The organism is Methylobacterium sp. D54C, from assembly GCF_053345595.1.
Genome location: NZ_JBKFAK010000023.1, coordinates 38,210 through 59,051, shown reverse-complemented (window position 1 = coordinate 59,051; position 20,842 = coordinate 38,210). Strand labels below are relative to the sequence as shown.

23 protein-coding genes are annotated in these 20,842 nt (G+C 71.0%); 8 read left to right on the top strand and 15 right to left on the bottom strand.

Features of this window, described 5'->3' with window-relative positions; all coding sequences use genetic code 11:
* Positions 1 to 123: 123 nt before the first annotated feature.
* Positions 124 to 990, bottom strand: a complete 867-nt coding sequence (locus ACLBYB_RS27190; protein WP_091980959.1) for an outer membrane protein — start codon at positions 988 to 990, stop codon at positions 124 to 126.
* Positions 991 to 1,440: 450 nt separating this feature from the next.
* On the opposite strand from ACLBYB_RS27190, the gene ACLBYB_RS27185 reads away from it, so the two are divergent.
* The 3 genes from ACLBYB_RS27185 to ACLBYB_RS27175 all read left to right on the top strand — a co-directional run bounded on the left by ACLBYB_RS27185 (position 1,441) and on the right by ACLBYB_RS27175 (position 4,780).
* The gene (locus ACLBYB_RS27185; protein WP_447700640.1) at positions 1,441 to 1,821 is read left to right on the top strand and encodes a hypothetical protein; all 381 of its coding nucleotides are present in this window, start codon (positions 1,441 to 1,443) and stop codon (positions 1,819 to 1,821) included.
* Between the two features lie 209 nt (positions 1,822 to 2,030).
* The gene (locus tag ACLBYB_RS27180; protein WP_447700639.1) at positions 2,031 to 3,620 is read left to right on the top strand and encodes a DEAD/DEAH box helicase; all 1,590 of its coding nucleotides are present in this window, start codon (positions 2,031 to 2,033) and stop codon (positions 3,618 to 3,620) included.
* Positions 3,621 to 3,721: 101 nt separating this feature from the next.
* Positions 3,722 to 4,780, top strand: coding sequence for a GGDEF domain-containing protein (locus ACLBYB_RS27175; protein WP_020095327.1), 1,059 nt, complete (start codon positions 3,722 to 3,724; stop codon positions 4,778 to 4,780).
* Between the two features lie 64 nt (positions 4,781 to 4,844).
* On the opposite strand, the gene ACLBYB_RS27170 is transcribed toward ACLBYB_RS27175, so the two are convergent.
* Positions 4,845 to 5,222 (bottom strand): HesB/IscA family protein, encoded by a 378-nt coding sequence (locus ACLBYB_RS27170; protein WP_447700638.1) that lies wholly within the window; start codon positions 5,220 to 5,222, stop codon positions 4,845 to 4,847.
* 133 nt (positions 5,223 to 5,355) lie between these two features.
* Positions 5,356 to 6,372, bottom strand: coding sequence for a threo-3-hydroxy-L-aspartate ammonia-lyase (locus ACLBYB_RS27165; RefSeq protein WP_447700637.1), 1,017 nt, complete (start codon positions 6,370 to 6,372; stop codon positions 5,356 to 5,358).
* Positions 6,373 to 6,622: 250 nt separating this feature from the next.
* Between ACLBYB_RS27165 and ACLBYB_RS27160 the strand changes: the two genes are divergently transcribed.
* Both ACLBYB_RS27160 and ACLBYB_RS27155 read left to right on the top strand, forming a co-directional pair.
* The gene (locus tag ACLBYB_RS27160; RefSeq protein ID WP_020095325.1) at positions 6,623 to 6,841 is read left to right on the top strand and encodes a hypothetical protein; all 219 of its coding nucleotides are present in this window, start codon (positions 6,623 to 6,625) and stop codon (positions 6,839 to 6,841) included.
* Positions 6,842 to 6,993: 152 nt separating this feature from the next.
* Entirely contained in the window at positions 6,994 to 7,167 is a 174-nt protein-coding gene (locus ACLBYB_RS27155) for a hypothetical protein (protein ID WP_447700636.1), read from the top strand.
* 60 nt (positions 7,168 to 7,227) lie between these two features.
* Here the strand turns inward: ACLBYB_RS27155 and lpdA are convergent, their stop codons facing one another.
* The 8 genes from lpdA to ACLBYB_RS27115 all read right to left on the bottom strand — a co-directional run bounded on the left by lpdA (position 7,228) and on the right by ACLBYB_RS27115 (position 14,857).
* Positions 7,228 to 8,667 (bottom strand): dihydrolipoyl dehydrogenase, encoded by a 1,440-nt coding sequence (gene lpdA / locus ACLBYB_RS27150; RefSeq protein ID WP_447700635.1) that lies wholly within the window; start codon positions 8,665 to 8,667, stop codon positions 7,228 to 7,230.
* Entirely contained in the window at positions 8,668 to 9,138 is a 471-nt protein-coding gene (locus ACLBYB_RS27145; RefSeq protein ID WP_447700634.1) for an endonuclease domain-containing protein, read from the bottom strand.
* Positions 9,139 to 9,394: 256 nt separating this feature from the next.
* Entirely contained in the window at positions 9,395 to 10,828 is a 1,434-nt protein-coding gene (locus ACLBYB_RS27140; protein WP_447700633.1) for a pyruvate dehydrogenase complex dihydrolipoamide acetyltransferase, read from the bottom strand.
* Between the two features lie 4 nt (positions 10,829 to 10,832).
* A complete protein-coding gene (locus tag ACLBYB_RS27135; protein ID WP_447700632.1) occupies positions 10,833 to 11,426 on the bottom strand; it encodes a Uma2 family endonuclease in 594 nt (197 codons plus the stop codon).
* Between the two features lie 15 nt (positions 11,427 to 11,441).
* On the bottom strand, positions 11,442 to 11,729 hold the full coding sequence (locus tag ACLBYB_RS27130; RefSeq protein ID WP_020095319.1) for a DUF5076 domain-containing protein: 288 nt from the start codon (positions 11,727 to 11,729) through the stop codon (positions 11,442 to 11,444).
* Positions 11,730 to 11,788: 59 nt separating this feature from the next.
* Positions 11,789 to 13,231, bottom strand: coding sequence for a pyruvate dehydrogenase complex E1 component subunit beta (locus ACLBYB_RS27125; RefSeq protein ID WP_100253252.1), 1,443 nt, complete (start codon positions 13,229 to 13,231; stop codon positions 11,789 to 11,791).
* Positions 13,232 to 13,287: 56 nt separating this feature from the next.
* Positions 13,288 to 14,373: a pyruvate dehydrogenase (acetyl-transferring) E1 component subunit alpha gene (gene pdhA / locus ACLBYB_RS27120; protein WP_020095317.1), complete on the bottom strand. Its 1,086-nt coding sequence runs from the start codon at positions 14,371 to 14,373 to the stop codon at positions 13,288 to 13,290.
* A gap of 172 nt (positions 14,374 to 14,545) precedes the next feature.
* Positions 14,546 to 14,857, bottom strand: coding sequence for an FtsB family cell division protein (locus ACLBYB_RS27115; protein WP_012317989.1), 312 nt, complete (start codon positions 14,855 to 14,857; stop codon positions 14,546 to 14,548).
* Positions 14,858 to 14,969: 112 nt separating this feature from the next.
* Here ACLBYB_RS27115 and ACLBYB_RS27110 point away from each other — a divergent pair, with 112 nt between their 5' ends.
* A complete protein-coding gene (locus ACLBYB_RS27110; protein ID WP_447700631.1) occupies positions 14,970 to 16,172 on the top strand; it encodes an adenylate/guanylate cyclase domain-containing protein in 1,203 nt (400 codons plus the stop codon).
* Positions 16,173 to 16,241: 69 nt separating this feature from the next.
* Here the strand turns inward: ACLBYB_RS27110 and ACLBYB_RS27105 are convergent, their stop codons facing one another.
* Together ACLBYB_RS27105 and eno are read right to left on the bottom strand one after the other, a co-directional pair.
* Complete coding sequence (locus ACLBYB_RS27105) at positions 16,242 to 16,538, bottom strand: DUF3574 domain-containing protein (protein WP_280142487.1); 297 nt, start codon at positions 16,536 to 16,538, stop codon at positions 16,242 to 16,244.
* A 104-nt stretch (positions 16,539 to 16,642) separates the two neighbouring features.
* On the bottom strand, positions 16,643 to 17,932 hold the full coding sequence (gene eno, locus ACLBYB_RS27100; protein WP_012317987.1) for a phosphopyruvate hydratase: 1,290 nt from the start codon (positions 17,930 to 17,932) through the stop codon (positions 16,643 to 16,645).
* A 195-nt stretch (positions 17,933 to 18,127) separates the two neighbouring features.
* On the opposite strand from eno, the gene queF reads away from it, so the two are divergent.
* A complete protein-coding gene (gene queF, locus ACLBYB_RS27095) occupies positions 18,128 to 18,580 on the top strand; it encodes a preQ(1) synthase (RefSeq protein ID WP_447700630.1) in 453 nt (150 codons plus the stop codon).
* A 64-nt stretch (positions 18,581 to 18,644) separates the two neighbouring features.
* Here queF and ACLBYB_RS27090 read toward each other — a convergent pair whose 3' ends face one another.
* Positions 18,645 to 18,983, bottom strand: coding sequence for a hypothetical protein (locus ACLBYB_RS27090; protein ID WP_012317985.1), 339 nt, complete (start codon positions 18,981 to 18,983; stop codon positions 18,645 to 18,647).
* 316 nt (positions 18,984 to 19,299) lie between these two features.
* Between ACLBYB_RS27090 and ACLBYB_RS27085 the strand changes: the two genes are divergently transcribed.
* The gene (locus ACLBYB_RS27085) at positions 19,300 to 19,974 is read left to right on the top strand and encodes a class I SAM-dependent methyltransferase (RefSeq protein WP_447700629.1); all 675 of its coding nucleotides are present in this window, start codon (positions 19,300 to 19,302) and stop codon (positions 19,972 to 19,974) included.
* A gap of 5 nt (positions 19,975 to 19,979) precedes the next feature.
* On the opposite strand, the gene kdsA is transcribed toward ACLBYB_RS27085, so the two are convergent.
* On the bottom strand, positions 19,980 to 20,834 hold the full coding sequence (kdsA, locus tag ACLBYB_RS27080) for a 3-deoxy-8-phosphooctulonate synthase (RefSeq protein WP_103986064.1): 855 nt from the start codon (positions 20,832 to 20,834) through the stop codon (positions 19,980 to 19,982).
* Between the last annotated feature and the right edge of the window lie 8 nt (positions 20,835 to 20,842).

Genomic DNA, 20,842 nt, shown 5'->3' with positions numbered 1-20,842 from the left:
TTCCGGCCCTCCCTGTCGCACCCGCCGAGGCCGGTTCGCGGTCCCGAAACGCGAAAGGGCCCGGCCTTGCGGCCGGGCCCTTCGGGAGCGCGGAGCCGGCAGAGCCGGCTCCGGCATCCGGTCTCAGTACGAGCCGAACTTGTAGTTCAGGCCGGCGCGGACGACGGCGAACTCGGTCTTGGCGGCGGCGCCGTTGAGGTAGGCGATGCCGTTCGGGGGCAGGAGGTTGCCGTAGAACACGCCGCCGGCCGAGTTCTTCTGGCGGTCGAGGCTGACGTAGAGGCCTTCGACCTTCAGCGTCACGGCGTTCGAGCGGAAGAAGTTCAGGAACGAGTCGGTGGGCAGGGCGTACTCGACGCCGCCGCCGGCGGCCCAGCCGGTGCGGAAGCTGTCGCGGAAGCGGTTGCCGGCGAAGTTCTGGTCGTCCTGGCCCGAGCCGTAGGCGAAGCCGCCGGTGCCGTACACGAGGGTGCGGTCGAAGGCGTAGCCGAGGCGGCCGCGCACGGTGCCGAAGTAGTCCAGCCCGTTGCCGCTGGTGGCGACGAAGGCGCGCGGGGCGGCGAACGCGATGCCCGGGGCGCCGCCGAAGGCGTAGTTCTGGGTGCCGTTGGCGCGGCGGGCGAAGTCGACGTACTGGGCGTCGGCCTCGAAGCCGATCACGACGCCGGAGCCCGGGGTGAACTGGTAGTTGTAGCCGATCTGGGCGCCGCCCGAGAAGCCGTCGTTGTTGCTGCGGTTGTTGACGCTGACGACGCCGGCGGTGCCGGGGGAGTTGATCAGCGAGCCGCCGGGCAGGGCGTAGTTGGTGGTGTTGCGGCTGTTGGCGTCGAAGCCGTAGCCGGCGTTCACACCGAAGTAGAAGCCGGTCCAGGTGAACACCGGCACCGGCGTGAACACCGGCGGCGGCGCGGCGCGGCGCGGAAGGTCGGCGGCGGACGCCGCGGCGGTCATGCCGGCGAGGACGGTGGATGCGAGGAGAAGCTTCTTCATGGTGGTGTTCGGTCCTGGGGTTAGCTTGAGCCGGCAGCCTTCTAGGCGCTCTCGGATGGCGGGTCTGTCGCTTTCCTGCAACAAGCCTCTTCAGGCTAGGGACATCCCGTCAACGAAAGATGAAGACTAGCCGGCCCTGCCCGACAGCAGACGGCCCGCTCGCGCGCTCGAGGAGGGCGAGGAGAGCTGCAGAGACCGTGAAGACTAGCTGCCTTGCGCGCCGCGCATATTGGCGGCGGCCGGCGCGGGGCCGGCGACATCGCTCGTGGTCTCTGCAGGAGCCGTCGGCGGCGAACGTTTTATTCCGGCACAACTTCGACGAGAATGATCCTCGCGCGTAAGCGATCGATTAACCCTGTTGCCCAATGGTCCGTCGCTCGCGGGCCCGTCCCCGGGCCCCTGTCGCGCCCCAAACCGAATCCGGTCCCCCGCCGGCGGAGACCGCTGTCCATGCAGAGCCCCGACGAACGGAGCCGGACGACCTTCGGCAAGCGCCGGACCGGCGAGGCCGCGCCCGGCGCGCAGGCCGGCCCGCGGACCGGCTCGACCGCCGCGCGGGTGGCGCGCGCCGAACCGAGGCGGAGCGCGGGCCCCCTGCCCTGGACGCTGCGCGTGGCGGGCCTGGTCGGGATCGTCGCGGTGATCGGCGCCTACCAGCTCGCGCGGCTGAGCCGGCCCGACGCGGCGACGCCCGGGACTGCCGTCGCGACCGCGGCGCTCGCGCCGATGGCCGAGCCCGAGACGACTGGCGCCATCGCGGCGGCGCGATCCGCCCGCATCACCCGCCTGGATCCCTGCGTCGCGCCCGCGGGCGACCGTCTCCGGCCCTGATCGGCGACCCTTCGCGCGGCCGATCCCCTGTGCGCGGGCAGGCGCTGTCGCCATTGCGAGATTGACAAGTCGCGCCAAGGCCCTAACTGACAGGGAGCATGCGCCCCGCGGCCCCGGGAGCGTCCGAGCGCCCCGCGCGAGCCTTTCCCAGCCGTTGCCGCGACGGTGTCCTTCGCGCCGGCCGGGCGCGCAACGGTTCCTGAACGCAGATGCCTTTTTCCGACCTGGGACTGAGCGAGAAAGTCCTGAACGCCGTCGAAGCGGCGGGTTACACCGAGCCGACGCCGATCCAGGCCGAGGCCATCCCCCACGTGCTGGCGCGCCGCGACGTCCTCGGGATCGCCCAGACCGGCACCGGCAAGACCGCGGCCTTCACGCTCCCGATGCTGACGCTGCTGGAGAACGGCCGCGCCCGCGCGCGGATGCCGCGCACGCTGATCCTGGAGCCGACCCGCGAGCTGGCCGCCCAGGTGGTCGAGAATTTCGACCGCTACGGGACAAACCACAAGCTCAACGTGGCGCTGATCATCGGCGGCGTCTCCTTCGCCGATCAGGACGCCAAGCTGATGCGCGGCACCGACGTGCTGATCGCGACGCCTGGCCGCCTGCTCGACCATTTCGAGCGCGGCAAGCTGCTGCTCACCGGCGTCGAGCTCCTGGTCATCGACGAGGCCGACCGCATGCTCGACATGGGGTTCATCCCCGACATCGAGCGCATCGTGAAGATGGTGCCGTTCACCCGGCAGACGCTGTTCTTCTCGGCGACCATGCCGCCGGAGATCGAGCGGCTGGCGGACATGTTCCTGCACAACCCGCAGCGGGTCGAGGTGGCCCGGCCCGCCTCCACGGCGACCACGATCACCCAGCGGCTCGTCGCCACCGGCGCCGAGGGGCACGCCAAGCGCGAGCGCCTGCGCACCCTGATCCGCGGCGAGGGCGAGCTGAAGAACGGGATCATCTTCTGCAACCGCAAGCGCGACGTGGCGCTGCTGCAGAAGTCCCTGGTCAGCCACGGCTTCGACGCCGCGGCGCTCCACGGCGACATGGACCAGCGCGCCCGCACGACGGCCCTCGACGGGTTCCGCAACGGCGACACCGCCCTGCTGGTCGCCAGCGACGTGGCGGCGCGCGGTCTCGACATCCCGGCCGTCAGCCACGTCTTCAACTTCGACGTGCCGCATCACCCGGAGGATTACGTCCACCGGATCGGCCGCACCGGCCGCGCCGGCCGCAGCGGCACGGCCTACACGTTGGTCGCCCCCGACGACACGCGCTCCCTCGGCGCCATCGAGGCGCTGATCGGCCAGCCGATCCCCTGGCTGGACGGCGACCTGACCAGCGTGGCCGACGCGTCCGGCGATACCGGGACGCGCCACCGCGGCCGCGCGGGCGACGGGCGTCGGGGCGGCCGCTCCGCCAAGAGCGGTGGACGGAGCGGCGACAAGAGCGGCAGCGACAAGGGTGCCGACAAGGGCGCCGACAAGGCCGTCGTCGAGAAGAGTGCCCGGAGCGCGAGCGAGACCGAGGAGGTCCGCGAGCGTCCGACCCGGTCGCGCGGCGGCCGCGGCGCGGCGCGCGCGGAGAGCCGCCCGGACGATCGTCCCGAGAGCCGCTCTGAGAGCCGCCCCGAGAACCGTCCGGAGCCGCGCGCGTCGGGCCGCGCGTCAGGCCGCGGCGGCGAGTCCGCGCGCGAGGAGCGCGGGCGCCGGATCGACGCGGACGGAGACACGCCCGTCGGCCTCGGCTCGCACGTTCCTGCGTTCCTGCTTCGACCAGTCTTGGCGAAGAAGGATAAGTAACAGACGTCTGTTCCGGCTTAACTGTCCGGCTACCAGGCAGCCGTATATTGGCTCAGGGCAACGACGCAGGCGCGTCGGTCGCCCCGGACCGCGGGATACGGATGAGCCAGGAGACCTATTCGGATCGCGATCGCAGCTTCGCGTTGGCGAAGCGCAGCCACGACCTGATTCGCGACTACGGGCCCTCCGCGACGCCGCGCGCCTACGCCGTCTGGTACGCCTACGTCTCGGGGGAGCTGCCTCTCCTCGCCGACGCCGTGAAGCGTCTCACCACGCAGAACGGCTGCCTCACCGAGGGCGACATCGACGACCTGCACGAGACCTATCTCGACGGGCGCCGCCTCGCGAGCACCACCGACGACGTCAGCCGCATCGTCCTCAGCGAGATCGCGGCCGTCACCGAGATCCTGGACCTCTCCCTGGGCTCGACGGCGCAGTACAGCGAGTCGCTGCGCGCGGTCGCCCAGGACCTCTCCCAGGGCGTCCCGAGCCGGGCGCGGTTCGGCGAGATCGTCGCGACCCTGGCCGCCACGACGCGGGAGGTCGCCGCCAACAACCGGATCCTCGAAGCCCGCATGCGCGAGACCCGCAGCGAGATCGAGACCCTGCGCGAGAAGCTCGAGGCGACCCGGCGCGAGAGCCTGACCGACGCCCTGACGGGGCTCGCCAACCGCAAGCATTTCGAGGAGACGCTGAAAGCGTCGATGGAGACGGCCCGGGCGCGCAGCACGCCCATGAGCCTGATCATCCTCGACATCGACTTCTTCAAGCGATTCAACGACCTGTACGGTCACCTCACGGGCGATCAGGTCCTGCGGCTCGTGGCGATCGTGATGCGCGAGAACGCCGGCAAGCAGGCGCAGCTCGCCCGGTTCGGCGGCGAGGAGTTCGGCATCATCCTGCCCGGGGTCGACCGGACGGTGGCCAAGCAGGTGGCCGAGACGGTCCGCGCCAGCGTCATGGGGCGCGAGCTGGTCAAGCGCTCGACCGGCGAGTCGCTCGGCAAGGTCACCATCTCGCTGGGCGTGGCGGTGCTGCGCCCGGGCGACACGCCCGCCTCGCTGATGGAGCGGGCCGACCTGTGCATGTTCGCGGCGAAGCGCGCCGGCCGGAACCGCTTCCTGGACGACGCCGCCGAGTCGTTGATGCAGGTGGCCTAGAGCCGGCCCCGGCCGCGGCGCCGTGCGGCGACGCGCGCCACACGCGACGGCGGGCGCGGACCGGTCAGGCCTGCGCGGGCAGGCGGTCAGCCGAGACCGGCGTGATCGCCACCGACTCGCCGCAGCCGCAGGCCGAGGTCTGGTTCGGGTTGTTGAACACGAACTGCGAGGCCAGCTTGTTGGTGGTGAAGTCCATCTCGGTGCCGAGCAGGAACAGCACCGCCTTCGGGTCGACGAACACGCGCACGCCGCGATCCTCGACCACGTCCTCTCCGGGCTTGGCCGCCTCGGCATATTCCATCGTGTAGGACATCCCGGCGCAACCGCCGTTCCGGACGCCGACGCGCAGCCCGGCGATCGGCCGGTCGGCCTCCGCCATGATCGTCTTGATCCGATCGGCGGCGCGATCGGTCAGCGAGAGAACCTTGAAACCAGCGGACATCGTCACCCTCCCGCCCATCCGGGTTCAAGGCCCGGGGACGCGCATTCCGACGCGTACAAGATAAGCATTGGCCCGGGGCCGGTCCACCGCGGCGGGGTCACACCGGCCCGGCATTCGCCGCGCGGGAGCGCCCTCAGGCGGCCTCGCCGGTCAGTCGCGCGAAGGTCCCGAGATCGACGTTGCCGCCGCTGATCACCACGCCGACGCGCTTGTTCGTCACGTCCACGAGGCCGCTCAGCACCGCCGCCGCCGCGAGGCAGCCGGTCGGCTCGACCACGAGCTTCATCCGGCTGGCGAAGAACCGCATGGTCTCGACGAGTTGCGCGTCGGTGACGGTGAGGATGTCGGACACCCGCGCGCGGATGATCGCGAAGGTCAGGTCGCCCAGCGCCGTCGACTGCGCACCGTCGGCGATGGTGCGGGGCACCGGGATCGTGACGATCCGGCCCTCGCGGAACGAGCGCTGCCCGTCATTGCCCGCCTCCGGCTCGACGCCGATCACCCGGCAGCCCGGTGACAGCTCCGCGGCGGCGAGGGCGCAGCCCGCGAGCTGGCCGCCGCCGCCGAGGCAGGCCACCAGCACGTCGAGGGGACCGACCGTCTCGATCAGCTCCTGCGCCAGCGTCCCCTGCCCGGCGATGACGTCGGGATGGTTGAAGGGCGGGATCAGCGTCAGGCCGCGGGCCTCGGCGATCTCGCGGCCCAGGGCCTCGCGATCCTGGGTGTAGCGGTCGTACAGGACCACCTCGGCGCCGTAGCCGCGGGTGGCGGCGATCTTCGCCGCGGGGGCGTCGCCCGGCATGATGATCGTGGCGGGCGCTCCGAGCAGCCGACTCGCCAGGGCGATCGCCTGGGCGTGGTTGCCCGAGGAGTAAGTGATGACCCCGCGGGTGCGGGCCGCCTCCGGCAGCGCGCTGATCGCGTTGTAGGCGCCGCGGAACTTGAAGGCGCCGGCCCGCTGCAGGTTCTCCGCCTTGAAGAACAGGCGGCCGCCGGTCATCGCGTCGGCCGTGCGGGAGGTCAGCACCGGGGTGCGGTGCGCGGCCCCGGCGATCCGCTCGGCGGCGCGGGCCACGTCCGCGAAGGTCGGAAGGCCGTCGGTGGCCGCGCCGGATCCGCCGGGCTGCGTGTCGTGCATGGTCGCCTGCATCGTTGCCTGCATCGTCGTCCGGGTACCATCCGCCCGGGGCCGCGCCGGAGCGAGGCCGGGGCGCAGCCCGTCATACGGGCCTTTCGACCCGCGCGCATCCCGCCGATCCACATGCGCAAGCGGAGCCATTCGCCACCTCGCCGCTTATACCCAGCGACAACTTGGCAGGAACGCTGGGGGGCGGCATCGCCATGGCAACAGAGACCACGCGCGCACCGGTGCGCCGCCCGCACGGCGGCAGGGACACGCCGTGAGCGCCCGCGACCGCGCTTCGGGCGACGCGGCGACCGAGGTCACCTTCCGGGGGCGCGGACTGGCGCTGCGCACCGGCTCGCGCCTGATCCTGCTCGTCTGCCCGCTCTGCTCGCAGCGCAACGCGCGGCGGGGCGCCGAACGCGGCATCTGCGAGTGGTGCGCCTATGTGCCGTCGCCGGACCAGGCCGAGCCCGTGGATCGCGGGTGCTCCTGAGGCGCTGCCGCGCGGGACGCCGAAATCGCGGTCTGGGATTGATTCTTAGCTAGGTACTATCTCCGGTTGCGTATTGTGGCGCTGGTCCTCACACTCCCGCCGGGGGCCTGATGGGAGGGCACATGCAACCGTCCGAATGCTGCATCTTTCGGATGACCATCGCCTCCGTGATCGGCAGCTGCGTCACGCTCCTGCTCGTCCGGGGGCTCGATCCGGTCATCGCCCTGCTGCTGATCCCGATCGGCGGCAGCGTGGCGACGGTTCTGGTGATCCTGCTGTTCCAGGCCGTGAGCCTGACGCTCGCGGCGCGGACCGGTCCGCACTGACCGGCCGGTGGCGGCGCGGCTCGGATCCCTGTCCGACCCGCGCGCCGCGTCGGCCTCCGATCAGGTGTGGATCACCTTGCCGTAGGCGTCGAGCACGCTCTCGTGCATCATCTCGCTGAGCGTCGGGTGCGGGAACACCGTGTGCATCAGCTCCTCCTCGGTGCTCTCGAGGTTCATCGCCACCACGTAGCCCTGGATCAGCTCGGTCACCTCGGCCCCGACCATGTGGGCGCCGAGCAGCTGGCCGGTCTTGGCGTCGAACACGGTCTTGATCAGGCCGTCCGGCTCGCCGAGCGCGATCGCCTTGCCGTTGCCCGCGAAGGGGAACCGGCCGACCTTCACCGAGAAGCCCTGCTCCTTGGCCTTGGCCTCGGTGAGCCCGACGCTGGCGATCTGCGGCTGGCAGTAGGTGCAGCCCGGGATCTTGGCCTTGTCCATCGGGTGGGTGTGCAGGCCCTTGATGGTCTCGATGCAGATGACGCCCTCGTGCTCGGCCTTGTGGGCGAGCATCGGCGGCCCGGCGACGTCGCCGATCGCGTAGAGGCCGGGCAAGTTGGTGCGGCCGAGCCCGTCCGTCACCACGATCCCGCGGTCGATCTTCACCCCGAGTTTCTCGAGGCCGATATTCTCGATGTTGCCGACGACGCCCACCGCCGAGATCAGCTTCTCCGCGGTGATCTGCTGGGTCTTGCCGTCGCCGCCCTCGATGGTGGCCGTGACGGAATCGGCGCCCTTCTCGACCTTGGTCACCTTGGCGCCGGTGAGGATCTTGATGCCCTGCTTCTCGAAGCGCTTGCGGGCGAGGCCGGCGATCTCGGCATCCTCCACGGGCAGGATCTGCGGCAGCAGCTCCACCACGGTCACCTCGGCGCCCATGGTGCGGTAGAACGAGGCGAACTCGATGCCGATGGCGCCCGAGCCCATCACCAGCAGGCTCTTGGGCATCGCCTCGGGGACCATGGCCTCGTAGTAGGTCCAGATCAGCTTCTTGTCGGGCTCGATCCCCGGGATCGCGCGCGGACGCGCGCCGGTCGCGACGATGATGTGCTTGGCCTGGTAGGTGCCGGCGCCCTTGGCGCCCTTCGGCGCCTCGGCGCGCTTCGTCTCCTTCACGGTGACCTTGCCGGGCTGGTTGCCCTGCGCGGCACTGTCGACCGAGGCCTCGCCCCAGATCACGTCGACCTTGTTCTTCTTGAGCAGCATGCCGACGCCGCCGTTCAGCCGGGCCGAGACGCCGCGGGACCGCTTCACGATCGCGGCGGTGTCGAACCCGACCTTCTCCGCGGTCAGGCCGTAATCGCCGGGATGCTGGAAATAATGAAAAATCTCGGCCGAGCGGAGCAGCGCCTTGGTGGGGATGCAGCCCCAGTTCAGGCAGATGCCGCCCAGGTGCTCGCGGTCGACCACGGCGGTCCTGAAGCCGAGTTGCGCCGCGCGGATCGCCGTGACGTAGCCGCCGGGCCCGGCGCCGATGATGAGGACGTCGTAGGTGTCGGACATTTACCTCTCCGCGAACGCCCCTCCCCCTGGTGGGGAGGGGGCTGGGGGTGGGGGTGGCTCCGCCTGGCCGGCTGAATCCGGAAGAGGCGCGTCGGATGCGGCAAGGGCCGCGTGGATCGTCTCGAGGACGGTATCGATCTCCCGCAGGACCGTGCGGTTCGGGAAACGCAGGACGCGGAAGCCTTCGGAGCAAAGATAGGTATCCCGGCGGGCATCGTAGGCCGTACTGGCCTCGAAGCCGTGCTGCTCCCCGTCGACCTCGACGATGAGCCGGGCGGTGAGGCAGCAGAAATCCGCCACGTAAGGGCCGAGGGCGACCTGCCTGCGGAAATGCGAGCCGTCCACCGGCAGGCGGTGACGCAGGTGCCACCAGAGCCGCTTCTCCGCCTCCGTGAGCGAGCGCCGCAGCGTCTTCGCGTTCGCGGTTGCTCTGGGCGAGGCTGATCTCCGGGGCTGCTGGCTCCAGGGCATGGGGCGGCAGGTCAATCGAACGTGGCCGATGGGGGCATGCTCATCGTGAGCATGGAGCACGGCACATCGCAGCAGGATCGGGTGTACTGACCGGTGCCTGTCACCTTCCCCCACCTCGACATTCTGCGACGCACTTTCCCCTCCCCCTTGTGGGGAGGGGTCAGGGGTGGGGGTGGTTCAGGATCGAGCGTCCCGGTGCCTCCTGCACCACCCCCACCTCCAACTCCTCCCCACAAGGGGGAGGAGAGGCCCTGCCTCACACCAGCATGCCCATCGGGTTCTCGATCAGCCCCTTGAAGGCCGAGACCAGCTCCGCGCCCAGCGCCCCGTCGAGCACCCGGTGGTCGCACGACAGGGTGCAGGTCATGACCTGGACCACGGCCGGCGCCCCGTCCTTCACGACCACGCGCTTCTCGCCCGCGCCCACCGCCAGGATGCTCGATTGCGGCGGGTTGATCACCGCGGTGAAGTGCTTGATCCCGAACATGCCGAGGTTCGACACTGAGGTGACGCCGCCCTGGTACTCCTCGGGCTTCAGCTTCTTGGCGCGGGCGCGGGCGGCGAAATCCTTCATCTCGTTGGAGATGGTCGAGAGCGTCTTCTCGTCCGCCCGGCGGATCACCGGCGTGAACAGGCCGCCGTCGATCGCCACCGCGACGCCGACCTCGGCGTGCTTGAAGCGCAGGATCCGGTCCTCGGCCCAGACCGCGTTGGCGGCCGGAACGCGGGTCAGCGCGAGGCCCATCGCCTTGATGACGAAGTCGTTCACCGAGAGCTTGAAGGCGGGCTTGCCGTCCTTGTCCTTGCCGGCCGAGCCGTTCAGCGTCTCGCGCAGCTTCATCAGCGCGTCGAGCTCGCAATCCACCGTCAGGTAGAAGTGAGGGGCGACCTGCATCGCCTCGGTGAGGCGCTTGGCGATGGTCTTGCGCATGCCATCGAGGGGCACCTCCTCGTAGGCATCCTTGGCGAAGAAGCCCTTGACCTGGTCGGTCGTGAGGCCGGCCGGCGCGCCGCCCGCCGGGGCGGCCTTCGGGGCCGGTGCGGCCGCCTTCGGCGCCTCGGCGGCGGCCTGCGCGGCGGCGGGTGCCTTGGTGGCGCCGGAGGCCTTCGCGGCCTGGACGTCGCGGGCGATGATGCGGCCGTGCGGCCCGCTGCCCTGGACGGCGGCGAGATCGACGCCCTCCTGCTTGGCGATCCGGCGGGCGAGCGGCGAGGCAAACACGCGGCCGCCCGGGCCGGCCTGGGCGCCACCTTGCGGAGCGCCGCTCGGCTGCGCGCCCTCCGGTGCGGCGTTCACCCGCTCGTACGACATGTGGCCGCCGCCGGGCGTCGTGTTCTGCGATGCGGTCGACGCGTCGGCCTTGGGCTCAGGCTTGGATTCTGTCTTGGCCTCGCCGTTCGAGGCCGCCTTCGGCGCGCCGCCGGCCTGCACGCTCGACGGATCCTCGCCCTCGGCGGCGATGATGGCGATCAGGTCGTTGACCGGCACGTCCGCGGTGCCCTCGGGCACGAGGATCTTGGCGAGCACGCCCTCGTCGATGGCCTCCACCTCCATGGTGGCCTTGTCGGTCTCGATCTCGGCCAGCACGTCGCCGGACTTGATCGGATCGCCCTCCTTCTTCAGCCACTTGGCGAGGTTGCCCTTCTCCATGGTGGGGGAGAGCGCGGGCATCAGCACGTTGATCGGCATGGCATCAGGTCTCGGGCAAGGCCGGGGCGGCCGGATCGTCGAAGGGGAAGAGGTCGTCGAGGGGGAACGGGACGGCGTCGAAGGGCGGCAGGGCCACGGTCTCGCCGCGCTGGATCGTGGCGAGGAGCACCCAGCGCCCGTCCGCGAGGGCGAAGCCTTCGAGCACGCCCGCGGCCGGATCGAGCAGCCAGAGGTGGCCGATCCCGGCCTCGGCGTAGATGCGGCGCTTCGGACCCCGGTCGAGGCTGGTCGTGGATGGCGAGAGGATCTCGCAGACCCAGTCGGGGGAAGTCTCGATATAGGCGCCCTCGGGCTCGGTGGGCATGCGTGTACGGCGCCAGCCCGCGAGGTCGGGCACCATAATCTGAGATCCGAGATGGAGTTCCGGCTCGATCAAGATAATCCAGCCTCCTGGACCGCCGCGTCCCCGGCTGAAGGTGAGATCGAGCTCACCCCCCAACCGCACAGCCGCGCCGGCATGCCGCGGCCTAGGCCGCGGATGCGTCTCCAGCACGCCGTCGATGATCTCGGCGACGAGATGCTCCGGGACCGCCTCCAGATCCGCGTAAGTCGCCTGCCGGACAGCCGCCTCAGCCATGGTCGGCCGCCATCGTCAGTTGAGGCCGCCGGGGTCGAGCCCCTCGGCCTCCCAGCCGGCGCGGATCCGCTCGACCGCCTCGTCCTCCGACATGTCGGTCTCCAGCGCGTAGGCGCGGGCGGCCTGGCGGGCGAGGTCGGCCAGCAGCCGGCCCCAGGTCGCCGGATCGTCGAAGGAGCGGCGCAGGGCGACGCTCACCGCGCCGTCGACCACGGCCGCGCGCAGCACCTCGATGCCGCCCTGCTCCAGGGCGTCGGGCGGGATAGCGAGTTCGGCGAAGTCGGTGCTGGGATCCTGGCTCATGGCGCGCCGGCTGTTCCTCGATCTGGCCGGGGCGGGCGACGGCGTCGCCCGCGCGCCCGTCACTTGTAGCAGACGCTCTTGGCGGCCTCGACGACCTCCGCCACCGTCGGCAGCGCCAGCTTCTCGAGGTTGGCCGCGTAGGGCATCGGCACGTCCTTGCCGGTGATGCGCAGGACCGGCGCGTCCAGGAAGTCGAAGGCGTCGACCATCAGGCGGGCCACGATCTCGGCGCCGATGCCGGATTGCGGGAAGCCCTCCTCCACGGTGATGCAGCGGCCGGTCTTCTTGACCGATTCCACCACCGTCGCGCTGTCCATCGGGCGGATCGTGCGCAGGTCGATCACCTCGGCCTCGATGCCCTGCTCGGCGAGCGCTTGCGCGGCCTTGAGCGCGTAGGTCATGCCGATGGCGAAGGACACGATGGTCACGTCGCTGCCCGTGCGGTGGATCTTCGCCTTGCCGATCGGAAGCACGAAGTCGTCGAGCTTCGGCACCGGGAAGGACTGCCCGTACAGGATCTCGTTCTCGAGGAAGATCACCGGGTTCGGGTCGCGGATCGCGGCCTTGAGCAGGCCCTTGGCGTCGGAGGCCGTGTAGGGTGCGATCACCTTCAGGCCCGGCACGTTGGAGTACCACGCGGAATAGTCGTGGCTGTGCTGGGCGGCGACGCGGGCGGCGGCGCCGTTGGGCCCGCGGAACACGATCGGGCAGCCGAGCTGGCCGCCGGACATGTAGAGGGTCTTGGCCGCCGAGTTGATGATGTGGTCGATCGCCTGCATGGCGAAGTTGAAGGTCATGAACTCGACGATCGGCTTCAGGCCGGCCAGCGCCGCGCCCACGCCGATGCCCGCGAAACCGTGCTCGGTGATCGGGGTGTCGACGACGCGCTTCGGCCCGAACTCCTGCAGCAGGTTCTGGGTGACCTTGTAGGCGCCCTGGTACTCGGCGACCTCCTCGCCCATGACGAAGACGTCGCCGTCGCGGCGCATCTCCTCGGCCATGGCGTCGCGCAGGGCCTCTCGGACGGTCTGGGTGACCATCGGCGTGTCGGCCGGGAACTCCTCCATCACCGGCTCTTGGGCCTTGTTGGTGATGACGGCCGGCGCGGCCGGCGCCTTCGGGGCGTCGTCGCCGGTCTTGGCCGCGGGGGCGGCCTTGTCAGCCATGCCCTCGGCCTGCATGTCGGGGGTCGGGGCCGGGTGGCCGCCCGCGCCGTTGGGCTTGGCGCCGCCGCCGGACTGGACGCTCGCCGGATCCTCACCCTCGCCGGCGATGACGGCGATCGGCGTGTTGACCGCGACGCCCTCGGTGCCCTCGGCGATCAGGATCTTGGCGAGGATGCCCTCGTCGATGGCCTCCACCTCCATGGTGGCCTTGTCGGTCTCGATCTCGGCCAGCACGTCGCCGGACTTGATCGGGTCGCCCTCCTTCTTCAGCCACTTGGCGAGCTTGCCCTCCTCCATGGTGGGCGAGAGGGCGGGCATCAGGATGTCGGTCGCCATGCTCAGCTCTGCGGTCGTCTTTATCGTTAAGGGGCGGCCAGCTTTGTCGTGCGCGCTCAGGCGTGCGCTTCGAGCAGGATGTCGGTCCAGAGCTCGGACGGATCCGGCTCGGGGTCGTTGGTGGCGAACTCGGCCGAGGCGTTGACGACCTCGCGGACCTTGGCGTCGGTGGCCTTCAACTCGGCCTCGGGCACGGCGTGCAGCTCGAGCAGGCGCTTGCGCACCATCTCGATCGGGTCGTGCTCGTCGCGCATCTTCGAGACCTCGTCCTTGGTCCGGTACTTGGCCGGATCGGACATGGAGTGGCCGCGGTAGCGGTAGGTCTGCATCTCCAGGATGTACGGGCCCTGGCCGGTCCGGGCGTGCTCGATCGCCCGGGTCGCGGCCTCGCGCACCGTGCGGACGTCCATGCCGTCGACCTGCTCGCCGGGGATGCCGAAGGAGAGGCCGCGCTTCGAGAAGTCCGTCTGGGCCGAGGCGCGGGCCACCGAGGTGCCCATGGCGTAGCGGTTGTTCTCGATCACGTAGACGACCGGCAGCTTCCAGAGCGCCGCCATGTTGAAGCTCTCGTAGACCTGGCCCTGGTTGGCGGCGCCGTCGCCCATGTAGGTCAGGCTGACCTTGCCGTTCTCCCGGTAATGGTCGGCGAAGGCGAGGCCGGTGCCGAGCGAGACCTGCGCGCCGACGATGCCGTGGCCGCCGAAGAACTGCTTCTCGCGGCTGAACATGTGCATCGAGCCGCCCTTGCCGCGGCTGTAGCCGCCGCGGCGGCCGGTCAGCTCGGCCATGACGCCCTTCGGGTCCATGCCGCAGGCGAGCATGTGGCCGTGGTCGCGGTAGCCGGTGATGACCTGGTCGCCCTCGACCGAGGCCATCTGCATGCCGATCACCACGGCCTCCTGGCCGATGTAGAGGTGGCAGAAGCCGCCGATCAGGCCCATGCCGTAGAGCTGGCCGGCCTTCTCCTCGAAGCGCCGGATCAGCAGCATCTCGTGATAGGCGTGGAGATCCTCGTCCCGCGTGAACTGGGGCATGTTCGGCGCGGGGCGATGCGCCTCGGCGGCCTGAGGGCTCGCGGCCTGCACCGGCGCGGACGACGCGTCCTTGGCGGGCTCTTTGGCAGGCTCCTTGGCGGCGTCCATCGGCGCTCTCCCCGTGATTCCACGCGACTTCGTGGGGGTGTAGGACAGCGACGATTGGAAAGCGAGGGCTGCCGCTCTGACAGGAAGCCGCTCTTGTCAGAGGACTTTCGGGACTAGGGAAAACGATCCCCTGGACTTCCGCGGGACGATCGCGGGACCTCCCGCGGACCTGTCAGGGCGTGATGATGACCACGTCGTTGGCGTGGACCCGGCCCAGGACGATCCGGGCGCGCTCCTCAAGGAGGTCGCGGTCGATCTGGTCGCTCTTGAGCAGGTTCACCCGGTGCTCCCAGACGGCGCGCTCGGCCTTCACGGCGGCGAGTTCCTGGCTGAGGCCGTAGGCGCGGATCTTCAGGGCCTTCTTGGCCTCGAGGCCACGGTTGCCACTCTCGGCCTGCCACACGAAATAGCCGACCACGAGCGCCGACAGGGTCCAGAGACCCAGCGGCAACACGACCATTCTGACTCGGCGGCGCACGACCATGGCGCGACCCTCGCGCGGAAAGGTTAACGGTTCTTTTCGACCGCGCCGCGGTCGGGGCAGGACCGCGACGGGGCCGGACCGCGGCCGGGACGAACAGGGGCGAGCCTGAGGCATGGACCTGACGCATCTGGGACGCTGGATCGCCGCGCACGCCACGGCGACCGACGACCACGACACCCTGCTCTCGGGCTTCTGCGAGTCGCTGGTCGAGGCCGGCCTCCCCGTCTGGCGGGTCAGCGTCATGGCGCCGGCCTTGGACCCGACGCTGCGCGGCGTCAGCCTCAACTGGCACGCGGGCGAGGGCATGTCCTTCGTCGCCAACGCCCACGGCGCCGACGAGGAGAGCGACTGGCTCCTGAGCCCCGTCTACGCCCTCGTGGAGACGGGCGAGACCTTCGGCCGCTGGCGCCTCGACGCGCCCGGGCTGGCGGTGGACTTCCCGGTCCTGAAGGCCCTCGGGGCGCAGGGCGGCGTCGACTACGTGCTGCACATCGCCGAGTTCGCTCCCGGCACCGCGCTGCGGGGCATCGCGGTCTCGTTCTGCACCCGCGCCGCCGCCGGCTTCACCGAGGCGGACCTCGCGGCGATCGCCGGCGTCCTGCCGTTCCTGACGCTGGCGATGGCCAAGATGGGCCTCGCCCACACGTTCCGGGAAGTCTCGGCCACCTATCTCGGCCGGTCGACCGCCGAGCGCATCCTCGACGGTCAGATCCGGAGGGGCGAGGGGCGGGCCGTGCCGGCGGCGATCCTGCTGACCGACCTGCGCGGCTTCACGGCCCTGGCCGACCGGGTGGATCCGGCCGACATGGTCACGTGGCTCAACGAGCATTTCGACGCCCTCGGCGACCCGGTGGCGCGGCACGGCGGCGAGATCCTGAAATTCCTCGGGGACGGTTTCCTGGCGATCTTCCCGGTCCCGGACGCCGACACCCTCCCCTGCCCGGTCTGCGGTGCGGCGCTCGACGCCGCGATCGAGGGCCTCGCCGCCAACGCGGCGCTCAACGCCCGCCGCCGCGCCGCGGGGCTGCCGGAGCTGCCGGCCGAGGGCGTCGTGCATTTCGGGACGGTGATGTACGGCAATGTCGGGACCGAGCGGCGCCTCGACTTCACGATCATCGGACGGGCGGTCAACGAGGCGAGCCGGATCGAGAGCCAGTGCGCCGCCCTCGGCCACGACCTCCTCGTGTCGGACTCCTTCGCCGAGCGGTGCGCCCGGCGGCTGGAGCCGGTCGGGACGATCGAGTTGCGGGGCCTGTCGCGGCCGATGCGGGTCTGGACCGTGCCGGGGGAGTCGTCCGGTGCGGTGATGACCTGAGGCGAGCGCCGTCTTCCGGGCTCGCCTGCGGCGCCCCGGAACAAGGTGGGAGGCGCCGCGCCGACGTCGTCAGAACAGCGCGCAGCTCCGCTGGAGCACCAGCCCGACCGCGCCCTGCACGAAGCGGCGCCGGTAGGCCTCCCGGATCTCACGCAGGGCCGCGACCGCCTCGGGCGTCGGTTCGGTGACGATCAGGACGATGCGGGCGGCCTCGCGGACGATGCGTCCGTCCGGCCCGCGCCACTGGCCCCGGCCGGCGAACACGGTCAGCCCGTCCGGGAACCGCGGGGTGATCCACTCGGCCAGGAACCGGTCGAAGGCCGCCCCCGAGACGCGGCCGCCGTCCGGCCGCGACAGGCCGAACAGCAGCTGCGCGCTGAGCGTCGGGCGGGCACCGTCGCAGAGCGGGTCCGCGCGGGCGGGGCCGGCCGCCCCGACACCGAGCAGGCCGGCCAGCAGGATCTTACCGATCAGCGGCGGGCGAGCTGCTTGAGCGCCGACGGGCCGGCGTAGAGTGCCTGCGGGCCCAGGCCCTCCTCGATGCGGATCAGCTGGTTGTACTTGGCCAGTCTGTCCGAGCGGGCGAGCGAGCCGGTCTTGATCTGCCCGCAATTGGTGGCCACCGCGAGATCCGCGATGGTCGAGTCCTCGGTCTCGCCCGAGCGGTGCGACATCACCGCGGTGTAGCCGGCGCGCTGGGCCATATCGACGGCCGCCAGGGTCTCGGTGAGCGAGCCGATCTGGTTCACCTTGATCAGGATCGAGTTGGCCGTGCCCTCGGCGATGCCGCGGGACAGGCGCTCGACGTTGGTGACGAACAGGTCGTCGCCCACGAGCTGGCAGCGGTCGCCGATCTTGTCGGTGAGGAGCTTCCAGCCGGCCCAGTCATCCTCCGACATGCCGTCCTCGATCGAGACGATCGGGTAGGTGGCGACGAGCTGCGCGAGGTAGTCGACCTGCGCCTCGATGGTGCGGGTCTTGCCCTCGCCCTCGTACGCGTAGGCGCCGTCCTTGAAGAACTCGGTGGCGGCGCAGTCGAGGGCGAGCGCCATGTCCTGGCCCGGCTTGAAGCCGGCGGCGCTGATCGCGTCCATCACGAAATCGAGGGCGGCCTCGGCGGACGGCAGGTTCGGGGCGAAGCCGCCCTCGTCGCCGACATTGGTGTTGTGGCCGGCCTTCTTCAGCTTGCCCTTGAGGGTGTGGAACACCTCGGAGCCCATGCGCACGGCCTCGGCGAGCGAATCGGCGCCCACCGGCATGATCATGAATTCCTGGAAGTCGATCGGGTTGTCGGCGTGCGCGCCGCCGTTGATGATGTTCATCATCGGCACCGGCAGGACCCGGCCCTGCACGCCGCCGACGTAGCGGTAGAGCGGCAGGCCCGAGGCCTCGGCCGCGGCCTTGGCCACCGCCAGCGACACGCCGAGGATCGCGTTGGCGCCGAGGCGGGCCTTGTTGGGCGTGCCGTCGAGCTCGATCATCGCCTCGTCGACCGCGACTTGGTCCTCGGCCTCCATGCCGCCGATCGCGTCGAGGATCTCGGTCTGGGCCGCCTCGACCGCCTTCAGCACGCCCTTGCCGAGGAAGCGGTTCTTGTCGCCGTCGCGCAGCTCCACCGCTTCGTGGGCGCCGGTGGAGGCTCCCGACGGCACCGCGGCGCGGCCGAAGGAGCCGTCCTCCAGGATGACGTCGACCTCGACCGTGGGGTTGCCGCGGCTGTCGAGGATCTCGCGGGCGCTGATATTGGTGATCGCGGTCATGGAACGTCCTCTCGCGGGGGCCGCGGGTCGGCGACCGCGCCCCAATCGGAGGGTGCGGCGCATCGCGGCGGCTTATCCGTCAAGCCGCGGCCGGCGGCAAGCGCCGGGACGGACGGCGCACAGCCCACACTTGTCGGGAAAGCGTCGCGGATCAGGCGGATGCGCGCGGCGCCGGCAGGCTCTATATGGCCGGCCATGACCTCTCCCGACGACCTCCAGCTCGGCCAGCCGACGCCCGTCCCCGCCTCGCCCGAGGAGGCGCGACTCGACCGGGTCCCGAACCCGCACGCGGACACCGACTATGTCGCCCGCTTCACCGCGCCGGAATTCACCTCGATCTGCCCGGTCACCGGGCAGCCGGATTTCGCGATCCTGGTGATCGACTACGTGCCCGGTGACTGGCTGGTGGAGTCGAAGTCACTGAAGCTCTACCTGGGGGCGTTCCGCAACCACGGAGCATTCCACGAGGATTGCACGGTGGCGATCGGCAAGCGGCTCCGCGACCTGCTGGAACCGCGCTACCTGCGAATCGGCGGGTTCTGGTATCCCCGCGGCGGAATCCCGATCGACGTCTTCTGGCAGACGGGCGACTTGCCGAAGACCGCGTGGCTGCCGGACCCGGGCGTGCCGCCCTACCGCGGACGCTGACCGAGCCAACGAAAAGGGCGACCGGCTCGCGCCGGTCGCCCCCGATCCTTACGGATCTCCGATCTCAGTAGCCGTAGCCGTAGTAGCCGTAGCCCGGAGCGGCGTAGCCGTAGCCGCCGTAGACCGGGGCGTAGCCGTAGCCGTAGGACGGGGCGTAGCCGTAGCCGCCGCCGTAGTAGCTGTCGCGGGCCGCGCCCGCGGCGATCGCACCGGCCGCGAGGCCGGCGATGCCGAGGCCGATGGCGGCGCCGGTGCCGATGCCGCGACGGCCGCGGTAGTAGCCGTGACCGTAGCCGCCGTAGCCGCCGTGGTAGCCGTAAGGCCGCGCCTCGGCGCTCGTGGTGACGGCAACACTGCCGAGAGCCATGGCGGCGGCAGTGGCGATGATACCGATCTTGCGCATAGTGTTCCTTCTCGATCCCTGATCGAACATGCCCAATAACGTGGCCGCATCCGGACAGTTCCAGATTTCACGCCGGACTTGCGTGCGGATCCGCACCCAGTCGGGATTATGAACCGTTGTTCAGCGTAGCCGCCGCTTCGATGAGTGCGGTCAAGCTTGGGTGCGGCTCTTCCGGAACCGCTCGAACTCTTGCGGTGAGTCTTCGGGAACACCTGAAACGCCGCGGCGGGCCGGCGCGGCGGACGGCCGGTCCCGGAGATGGAAATCCGCCCCGCCGCGGGTCGGGCGTGCTACGGATCGGCCGGGAGGACCGACGATGGATGCCCTGACCCTGATCCGCGAGAGCCTCGCGCCGCTGGCCGGCAAGCGGGTCGTCGATATCGGGTGCGGCCCCGGGACGCTCGCGCGGCGGCTGGTCGACGCGGGCGCGCGGGTCACCGGGATCGATCCCGGCGCGGCGGCGCTCGCCCGGGCGCGGGACGCCGTGCCGGAGGCGCGCTTCGAGGCCGCGACCGGCGAGGCCCTGCCCTTCCCGGACGCCAGCTTCGACGGCGCCGTGATGCTGAATTCCCTCCACCACGTCCCGGACCCGGCGGCGGCCCTCGCCGAGGCGGCCCGCGTCCTGGCCCCGGGCGGGCTGCTCGTCGTGGTGGAGCCCCTGGCGGAGGGCAGCTTCTTCGAGGCCCTGCGGCCGATCGAGGACGAGACCGCGATCCGCGCCGCCGCCCAGGACGCCATCGCGGCCGCCCTCGCCCGCGGCGCCTACACGTGCCGCCGCGACGCGACGATCGAGCGGCGCGAGCGCTTCGACTCGCTCGACGCCTTCCTCGCCCGCGTCAGCGCCGTGGACCCGGCCCGCGAGGCGACCATCCGGGACCGGCGATCCGTGGTCGAGGAGGCCTTCCTGAAGGCCGCCGCGCGCGAGGCCGACGGGCAGTTCGGCCTCGTCCAGCCGCTGCGGATCCACGTCCTGGAGCCGGCGGCCGCCTGAGCCGGTCAGGCGGCCCGGTTCTTGGCGAGGCGGTCGAAGGCGAGGAGTTCCTCGAGCAGGGCCGGCATGTCCTTCAGCGCCACCATGTTGGGGCCGTCAGAGGGCGCCCGGTCGGGGTCGGGATGGGTCTCGATGAACACCCCCGCCACGCCCACCGCCACGGCGGCGCGGGCGAGGACGGCGACGAACTCGCGCTGTCCGCCGGAACTCGCCCCCTGCCCGCCGGGCTGCTGCACCGAGTGGGTGGCGTCGAACACCACCGGCGCGCCCTGCGTGACCTGCGCCATGATCGGCAGGCTGCGCATGTCCGACACCAGGGTGTTGTAGCCGAACGAGGCGCCGCGCTCGGTGACGATGACGTTGGGATTGCCCGCCTCCGTCACCTTGGCGGCGACGTGCTTCATGTCCCAGGGCGCCAGGAACTGGCCCTTCTTGATGTTGACCGCCCGGCCGGTGGCGGCGGCGGCCAGCAGCAGGTCGGTCTGGCGGCACAGGAAGGCGGGGATCTGGAGAACGTCCACCGCCTCGGCGGCGGGGGCGCACTGCTCGGCGGCGTGCACGTCGGTCAGTACCGGCAGCCCGAGGGTCTCGCGGATCTCGGCGAAGACCGGGAGCGCCCCGTCGAGGCCGATGCCCCGCGCGGCGCTGCCCGAGGTGCGGTTGGCCTTGTCGAAGGAGGTCTTGAACACGAGGCCGACGCCCAGACCCGCGGCCATCTCCTTGAGGGCGGCGGCGATCTCCAGGGCGTGCTGGCGCCCCTCGAGCTGGCACGGGCCGGCGATCAGCGTCAGCGGCAGGTGGTTGGCGAAGCGCGCGTCGCCGACTTGGACGACGGGGCCGGGTGTCTCGATCTTCGACATGCCGGCCG

Bases quoted from the DNA above. Each gene is read 5' to 3' on its own strand.
- kdsA (WP_103986064.1), bottom strand. From the start codon at position 20,834: ATGTCGAAGATCGAGACACCCGGCCCCGTCGTCCAAGTCGGCGACGCG.
- eno (WP_012317987.1), bottom strand. From the start codon at position 17,932: ATGACCGCGATCACCAATATCAGCGCCCGCGAGATCCTCGACAGCCGC.
- ACLBYB_RS27135 (WP_447700632.1), bottom strand. From the start codon at position 11,426: ATGGCTGAGGCGGCTGTCCGGCAGGCGACTTACGCGGATCTGGAGGCG.
- ACLBYB_RS27185 (WP_447700640.1), top strand. From the start codon at position 1,441: ATGCAGAGCCCCGACGAACGGAGCCGGACGACCTTCGGCAAGCGCCGG.
- ACLBYB_RS27140 (WP_447700633.1), bottom strand. From the start codon at position 10,828: ATGCCGATCAACGTGCTGATGCCCGCGCTCTCCCCCACCATGGAGAAG.
- ACLBYB_RS27130 (WP_020095319.1), bottom strand. From the start codon at position 11,729: ATGAGCCAGGATCCCAGCACCGACTTCGCCGAACTCGCTATCCCGCCC.
- ACLBYB_RS27175 (WP_020095327.1), top strand. From the start codon at position 3,722: ATGAGCCAGGAGACCTATTCGGATCGCGATCGCAGCTTCGCGTTGGCG.
- ACLBYB_RS27145 (WP_447700634.1), bottom strand. From the start codon at position 9,138: ATGCCCTGGAGCCAGCAGCCCCGGAGATCAGCCTCGCCCAGAGCAACC.
- ACLBYB_RS27115 (WP_012317989.1), bottom strand. From the start codon at position 14,857: ATGGTCGTGCGCCGCCGAGTCAGAATGGTCGTGTTGCCGCTGGGTCTC.
- ACLBYB_RS27090 (WP_012317985.1), bottom strand. From the start codon at position 18,983: ATGCGCAAGATCGGTATCATCGCCACTGCCGCCGCCATGGCTCTCGGC.
- queF (WP_447700630.1), top strand. From the start codon at position 18,128: ATGACCTCTCCCGACGACCTCCAGCTCGGCCAGCCGACGCCCGTCCCC.
- ACLBYB_RS27170 (WP_447700638.1), bottom strand. From the start codon at position 5,222: ATGTCCGCTGGTTTCAAGGTTCTCTCGCTGACCGATCGCGCCGCCGAT.
- ACLBYB_RS27180 (WP_447700639.1), top strand. From the start codon at position 2,031: ATGCCTTTTTCCGACCTGGGACTGAGCGAGAAAGTCCTGAACGCCGTC.
- ACLBYB_RS27165 (WP_447700637.1), bottom strand. From the start codon at position 6,372: ATGCAGGCGACCATGCACGACACGCAGCCCGGCGGATCCGGCGCGGCC.
- lpdA (WP_447700635.1), bottom strand. From the start codon at position 8,667: ATGTCCGACACCTACGACGTCCTCATCATCGGCGCCGGGCCCGGCGGC.
- ACLBYB_RS27190 (WP_091980959.1), bottom strand. From the start codon at position 990: ATGAAGAAGCTTCTCCTCGCATCCACCGTCCTCGCCGGCATGACCGCC.
- pdhA (WP_020095317.1), bottom strand. From the start codon at position 14,373: ATGGACGCCGCCAAGGAGCCTGCCAAAGAGCCCGCCAAGGACGCGTCG.
- ACLBYB_RS27125 (WP_100253252.1), bottom strand. From the start codon at position 13,231: ATGGCGACCGACATCCTGATGCCCGCCCTCTCGCCCACCATGGAGGAG.
- ACLBYB_RS27155 (WP_447700636.1), top strand. From the start codon at position 6,994: ATGACCATCGCCTCCGTGATCGGCAGCTGCGTCACGCTCCTGCTCGTC.
- ACLBYB_RS27110 (WP_447700631.1), top strand. From the start codon at position 14,970: ATGGACCTGACGCATCTGGGACGCTGGATCGCCGCGCACGCCACGGCG.
- ACLBYB_RS27085 (WP_447700629.1), top strand. From the start codon at position 19,300: ATGGATGCCCTGACCCTGATCCGCGAGAGCCTCGCGCCGCTGGCCGGC.